The sequence below is a fragment of the Providencia sp. PROV156 genome (assembly GCF_028480905.1).
Classification (GTDB): Bacteria; Pseudomonadota; Gammaproteobacteria; order Enterobacterales; family Enterobacteriaceae; genus Providencia; species Providencia hangzhouensis.
The window spans coordinates 20,773-27,021 of the sequence record NZ_JAMPPE010000039.1 but is presented as its reverse complement, the minus strand read 5'-3'; the positions used below and the strand labels follow the sequence as shown (position 1 = coordinate 27,021).

5 protein-coding genes are annotated in these 6,249 nt (G+C 42.2%); all 5 read right to left on the bottom strand.

Annotated features, from left to right (window positions below):
• Nucleotides 1–399: 399 nt before the first annotated feature.
• A complete protein-coding gene (gene ybeD / locus PSF31_RS20035; RefSeq protein ID WP_042848378.1) occupies nucleotides 400–663 on the bottom strand; it encodes a DUF493 family protein YbeD in 264 nt (87 codons plus the stop codon).
• Nucleotides 664–813: 150 nt separating this feature from the next.
• Nucleotides 814–2,025, bottom strand: coding sequence for a D-alanyl-D-alanine carboxypeptidase DacA (gene dacA, locus PSF31_RS20030; protein WP_096864964.1), 1,212 nt, complete (start codon nucleotides 2,023–2,025; stop codon nucleotides 814–816).
• Between the two features lie 173 nt (nucleotides 2,026–2,198).
• Entirely contained in the window at nucleotides 2,199–3,173 is a 975-nt protein-coding gene (gene rlpA, locus PSF31_RS20025) for an endolytic peptidoglycan transglycosylase RlpA (protein WP_096864963.1), read from the bottom strand.
• Nucleotides 3,174–3,186: 13 nt separating this feature from the next.
• Nucleotides 3,187–4,299: a peptidoglycan glycosyltransferase MrdB gene (mrdB, locus tag PSF31_RS20020; protein ID WP_004257071.1), complete on the bottom strand. Its 1,113-nt coding sequence runs from the start codon at nucleotides 4,297–4,299 to the stop codon at nucleotides 3,187–3,189.
• Nucleotides 4,300–4,336: 37 nt separating this feature from the next.
• A complete protein-coding gene (mrdA, locus tag PSF31_RS20015) occupies nucleotides 4,337–6,226 on the bottom strand; it encodes a peptidoglycan DD-transpeptidase MrdA (RefSeq protein ID WP_004257068.1) in 1,890 nt (629 codons plus the stop codon).
• Between the last annotated feature and the right edge of the window lie 23 nt (nucleotides 6,227–6,249).

Here is a 6,249-nt window from a genome sequence, read left to right as displayed (position 1 = left end):
GATATTAATGACAACGCAAAAAAAACAAATGATTCAATATGAAAGATAATTCATGATTATGCATTGTTTATATTCAGATTACTGGGCTAATGGTGTGGGAATGATGTCTTTAATTAAAAAATGGGATATTTTATTATGGATGTTATATCTGGATTGTAGCTGGTTTGGTTATATTGAGATGCTATAGGTAAAGGGATATTCGGATAGGCCAAGCTTTGATTTTCAAAAAAAATCATAAATATCAAACAAATTTTTATGTAAATGAAGATATTAGATTTCTTGATATTAGAAGCAAAACTGCACCTTAATCAGTTATCATGCGATTTTTCAGGTGCAGTTTATTTGTGGTGAGCGTTTAATGGAATCAAATAAGGTTATAACTCCATTTTTTTCTTATCGCTAAAGAACAACTTTCACTAATTCCAACGCACCTAGCTCACTATACAAGGTTTCTACTTGTTCGATATGAGTTGCATTGATAGTAATAGAAACTGAGTGATAATTGCCTTTGCTACTTGGTTTTACGTCTGGGCTATAGTCACCTGGCGCATGGCGCTGTACCACTTCAATCACTTGATCAACCAGTTCAGGCTGTGCCAAGCCCATCACTTTGTAGGTTAATGGGCATGGGAACTCAAGCAGTTCACCTAATTTCGTTTTCATGGGCACTCCTAATTTTTAAATTGGGCTGCTGGCTGAAAAAGATTGGCTGGTATTAAACCAGCCAATGAGATGTATTCATCCAACAAACATTTCGGTACTTATCTATTTCGATACTTACTATATGGGGACGACTTATTTTAGTTTCAAGTCTTAACCAAACCAGCGATGAAAGAGTAATTTTATATAGTCAATTAACCGACTGAAAAAACCACCTTCTTCAACATCTTTTAACACTGCTAAAGGGTGCTGTTCGATGATTTTACCATCAAGTTGGAAGCTAATTGTCCCTACTTGTTGGCCTTTGGTTAATGGCGCTTCTAGTTCAGTTGTCGATAATTCATAGCTGGCTTTTAAATCTTTTAAGCGGCCTCGTGGGATAGTGAGGTATAAATCTTCGGTGACACCTAATTTTACTTCATTTTCATCACCAAACCAGACTGGCACACTGGCAAAATCCACATTGGCTTGTAATGGTTTAACGGTTTCATAAAAGCGGAAACCGTAAGTGAGTAATTTTTTACTTTCGGCGTCACGGCCTTTGCTACTTTTCCCCCCCATAACAACAGAGATCAGGCGCATGTCACCTTCAGTTGCTGATGCGACAAGGTTATAGCCCGCGGCATTAGTATGGCCTGTTTTGATGCCATCAACAGCTAAACTTTTATCCCACAACAGCCCATTGCGGTTTGTTTGACGGATGTTGTTAAAGGTAAATTCTTTCTCTTTATAAATTGCGTATTCTTCAGGCACATCACGTACTAGCGCTTGCCCAATAAGAGCCATATCACGTGCTGAACTATATTGGCCCTCAGCATCTAACCCGTGAACGGTTTGAAAATGGGTATTTTTCAACCCTAATTTGTTCACGTAACCATTCATTAGCTGAACAAAGTTGGCTTGGTCACCCGCAATATAGTCGGCCATTGCAACACAGGCGTCATTACCTGATTGCAAGTTAATGCCACGAGTTAACTGAGAAACGCTAACACGATCGCCTGGTTTTAAGAACATCAATGATGAGCCTTTAAATACTGGATTACCAGTAGCCCACGCATCATTTCCAACCGTGACAATATCATTTTCACCAATTTTGCCTGACTTAATTGCCTGACCGATAACATAGCTGGTCATCATTTTTGTCAAACTCGCCGGATCACGGCGTTGGTCAGCATTACTTTCAGCGAGAACTTTGCCTGAATTATAATCAATTAAGATATAAGCTTCTGCATCAATAGCGGGTGCTGCAGGAATTGATGTATTTGGGAAGGTTTCATTAGCGTTCGCAATGTTAGCAGTCATAAGAAGGAGTGCGGAACCCAGCACAGTATGACGCACGATGCGTGATGGAGCGACATTATTCATGGTTTTACCATTACATCCGAAATTCGGTTAACACAAGGAGGCGCAGTTTAGCAAAAGAACGGGATAAGGAAAAAGTGACTTTTGCGCTGTACCAATGATTTTTTTTGTCAGTTGAATATTGCCTGTATTTAGGTTGCCCAAAATATGATTGAGCAACCTAAAGTTACATAGCTCTATGGCGCAACGACCATTGACGATTGGTTTTTTTCAGACTGTAAACGGCCTTGAACCTCAACAGCTTGTTGCCTTGTACTAAATGGCCCTAGCTGTACTCGGTAAATACCATTATAGGGTTGTAGACGGCCTGGAACATTAAATTGTGTTTTCAACTCATTCAGCATATTTTGCGCGTTGGCTTGGCTACTAATGGCACCAGCTTGAACAAGAAAACCACGCTCTGGAACCGGTTCTTCAGCTACAACGGCTGCAGGTGGCGGTGTTGGTGTTTGCAGGTTCATGTCTGGCATAGTAGGCTGCATCGGTTCTTTGGGCTGCTGAACTGGCAATGTATTTTCCGGAGTTGGCAAGTTTTCCATCACAGGGGTGCCCATTGGGCCAGAACCTAATTGTGGGCGTCCCGGTAAAGCATAGCTCTGTTTCACAAAGTTAGAACCTACTGTTCCTGTCCCTGATAAGGAGCCATCTTGGGCAACTTGAATGGCATCAATTTTAATTTTTGTCGTAGGCATTAAATTCAGGCGGTCAGCGGTAGCTCTTGAAACGGCAATACTTTTACCTGGAACATAAGGCCCGCGGTCATTAACACGAACAACCATCATGCGGCCATTCATCATATTGGTGATACGTACATAACTTGGGATTGGCAAAGTTGGGTGAGCCGCTGTTAATTCCACTGGGTTAACGCGTTCCCCAATCGCAGTCATATTACCTGCAGACTCAGCACCATAAATGGATGCATAACCCACTTGGCTAAATTGTGATGGGTCACGTACGATTTGGTATTGTTGACCATTACGTGAGTAATCACTATTTGCAGTTGGATGATACGGCTCATAATGAGGCTCTGCACCTAATACATCTTGAGTGGGTACATTGGTTGGCACTTGGGCTGGTTGTTTAACTTCATCTGTTACACAGCCACTGAGTAGCGCGGCTGTGACACCAAGCATTATCCATTGTAAACGCATACTAAGCCTCATTTTATAAACTTTTAGAAAGGAATTTTCGGTGTGTATGTATCGACATGATAATACCGAATCCAGCCATTAAAACAATCAATGCGGAGCCCCCATAACTCACTAAAGGGAGGGGGACACCAACCACAGGTAATATACCACTGACCATACCGATATTCACAAATACATAGACAAAAAGGATTAAGATCAAGCCGCCAACCATAACTCGACCAAAGGTGTTTTGTGCGCTAGCAGCAATATAAAGCCCGCGAATAATCAGTAAAAGGTATAGGCCAAGTAAAATGAGCACCCCAACTAAGCCAAGTTCCTCTGCTAACACAGCAAAAATAAAGTCGGTATGTCTTTCTGGCAAAAATTCAAGCTGTGATTGCGTGCCATGTAGCCAACCTTTCCCCATTAACCCACCAGAACCAATTGCAATTTTTGACTGGATAATATGGTAACCAGCCCCTAATGGATCAGTTTCTGGGTCTAATAACATCATGACACGGGCTCTTTGGTAGCCATGCATTAAAAAGAACCACAGCAGGGGAATGAAGGCCGCGAGCGCAATCGCTGCAACAGTAATAAGCCGCCAACTCATTCCTGCAAGGAACAAAACGAACAAGCCTGAAGCTGCAACTAAAATTGAAGTACCAAGGTCTGGTTGCGCCGCCACCAATAATGTGGGTACAAAAATCAATACTAGTGCAATTACGGTATTTTTGAATGAAGGAGGGCACAGGTCTCGGTTCATAAAACGAGCGACCATTAAAGGGACAGCAATTTTTGCAATTTCAGAGGGTTGGAACCGAATGAACCCTAAGTCTAGCCAACGCTGAGCCCCTTTACTTATCTGCCCAAAGACATCAACAAAAACCAGTAAAATAACGCAGAAGATAAACAGGTGAGGTGCCCAGTTTTCATACATTCTAGGGGGGATCTGCGCCATCACTATCATGACGACGAAGCCTGTCGCTATCTGCCCTAATTTACGCTCCATCATTTCAGGATCTTGGCCGCTAGCACTCCACATAATAAATGCGCTGTATGCAAGCAACGCGATAATAATTAGCAGCATAGGCACATCTATATGCAGACGTGTGGATAACGAAATTTTTTTCTTATCGTCTGTCATATTCTTTATAGCTCATTGTTATTCATGGAATTGCGCATCAGCGATCTTCTCCTGCATTGGTTGCTGACACTGCGACTTCGGTTCGGTTATCACCAAGAAGAACGTGGTCAAATATTTGCCGCACAATATCACCGACTGCTGGGCCTACGCCCCCATTTTCTAAAATAATCGCAACGGCAATAGTGGGTTTATCATACGGAGCATAAGCAATCATTAATTTGTGGTCGCGCAAGTGCTCTGCCAGCTTACTGGCGTTATAGGTTTCATAGCTGAAGACTTGTGCGGTACCGGATTTTGCTGCAGCTTTATATGGTGTACCAATGAAACTGCGGCGGCCAGTACCATTTGGTGCATTGGCTACACCGTACATTCCATGCTTAGCTAGTTCCCAAAAACCTGAGTTAATATCGCCGATTTGTTTGGTTTCTTTGTCTTCATAAGGCACCATGGCATTACCCAACTTTGTGCCGTAGAGTAAATGAGGGGTCTTAACTTGACCATCATTTATTAATGTCATCAATGCTTTTGACATTTGAATTGGAGTTGCTGTCCAATAGCCTTGTCCTATCCCAACAGGGATCGTATCACCTTGATACCAAGGTTTTTTATAGCGTTTTTGTTTCCATTCACGGGTTGGCATGATGCCAGAACGCTCTTCAGCCAGGTCAATACCCGTATAATCGCCAAAACCAAAACGGCTCATCCATTCAGAAATACGATCAATTCCCATATCATAAGCGACTTGGTAGAAGAAGGTATCCGCAGATTCAATAATGGATTTCGATACGTTAAGTTTACCGTGTCCCCAACGCTTCCAGTCGCGGTAGCGTTTTTCTGAACCCGGTAATTGCCACCAACCAGGATCAAAAATAGTCGTATTTGGCGTGATTACTTTTTCACTCAATGCGGCGACAGAAATAAAGGGTTTTACTGTTGATGCAGGGGGGTAAAGCCCTTGAGTTGTCCGGTTAATCAACGGCCTATCAGGGTTATTTAATAACGCTTGATAATCTTTATTTGAGATACCGTTAACAAACAAGTTAGAGTCATAACTTGGATTAGACACCAGAGCCAAAATTTCGCCATTACGTGGGTCAGTGACCACAACGGCAGCACGGCTAGTGGTTAACAGTTTTTCGATATAAATCTGTAATTCGAGATCAATGGTAAGGTAGATATCCCGACCAGCTTGCGGTGGTTGTTCATGAAGTTGGCGAATAACACGACCACGGCTATTCACTTCAACTTCTTCATAACCTGTTTTGCCGTGTAAGATGTCTTCATAATAACGTTCAATACCTAATTTACCGATATCGTGGCTAGCGGCATAATTGGGTAATAAACCTTCTTTATCAAGACGTTCAACATCTTTGTCATTAATTTTTGCCACATAGCCAATCACATGGGTTAGTGCAGAACCGTATGGGTAAGAACGACGTTGGTAGCTTTTGACCTCTAAACCAGGAAAACGGTACTGGTTAACAGCAAAACGAGCGACTTGGACTTCGTTAAGCTGTGTTTTTAGTGCAATAGAGGTAAACCGACGTGAGCGCTTACGCTCTTTTTCAAAATTAGTGATGTCTTCGTCAGTTAAATCGACCACACTACGAAGATTATCTAAGGTTTCTTGTAGATTACTGACTTTTTCGGGCACGATTTCTAACTGGTAAAACGTGCTATTAAGTGCGAGTTGGGTTCCTCGACGGTCATAAATAATCCCACGGCTTGGTGCAATAGGCACCAATTTGATTCTGTTATCGTTTGACCGCGTTTGGTAATCTTCATGACGGACAATTTGTAAGTGATACAAATTCGTCACAAGAATAGACGTTAAAATGACAATCACACCGAAGGCGATAAGCGCTCGGCGGATAAACAAAACTGATTCAGCGGTATGGTCGCGAAAAGGGGTGCGTTGTGTTTTCATCCCATTGCCATTTTGAACATATT

Coding starts and splice junctions, on each gene's coding strand:
- ybeD (WP_042848378.1), bottom strand. CDS start 663: ATGAAAACGAAATTAGGTGAACTGCTTGAGTTCCCATGCCCATTAACC.
- dacA (WP_096864964.1), bottom strand. CDS start 2,025: ATGAATAATGTCGCTCCATCACGCATCGTGCGTCATACTGTGCTGGGT.
- rlpA (WP_096864963.1), bottom strand. CDS start 3,173: ATGCGTTTACAATGGATAATGCTTGGTGTCACAGCCGCGCTACTCAGT.
- mrdB (WP_004257071.1), bottom strand. CDS start 4,299: ATGACAGACGATAAGAAAAAAATTTCGTTATCCACACGTCTGCATATA.
- mrdA (WP_004257068.1), bottom strand. CDS start 6,226: ATGAAAACACAACGCACCCCTTTTCGCGACCATACCGCTGAATCAGTT.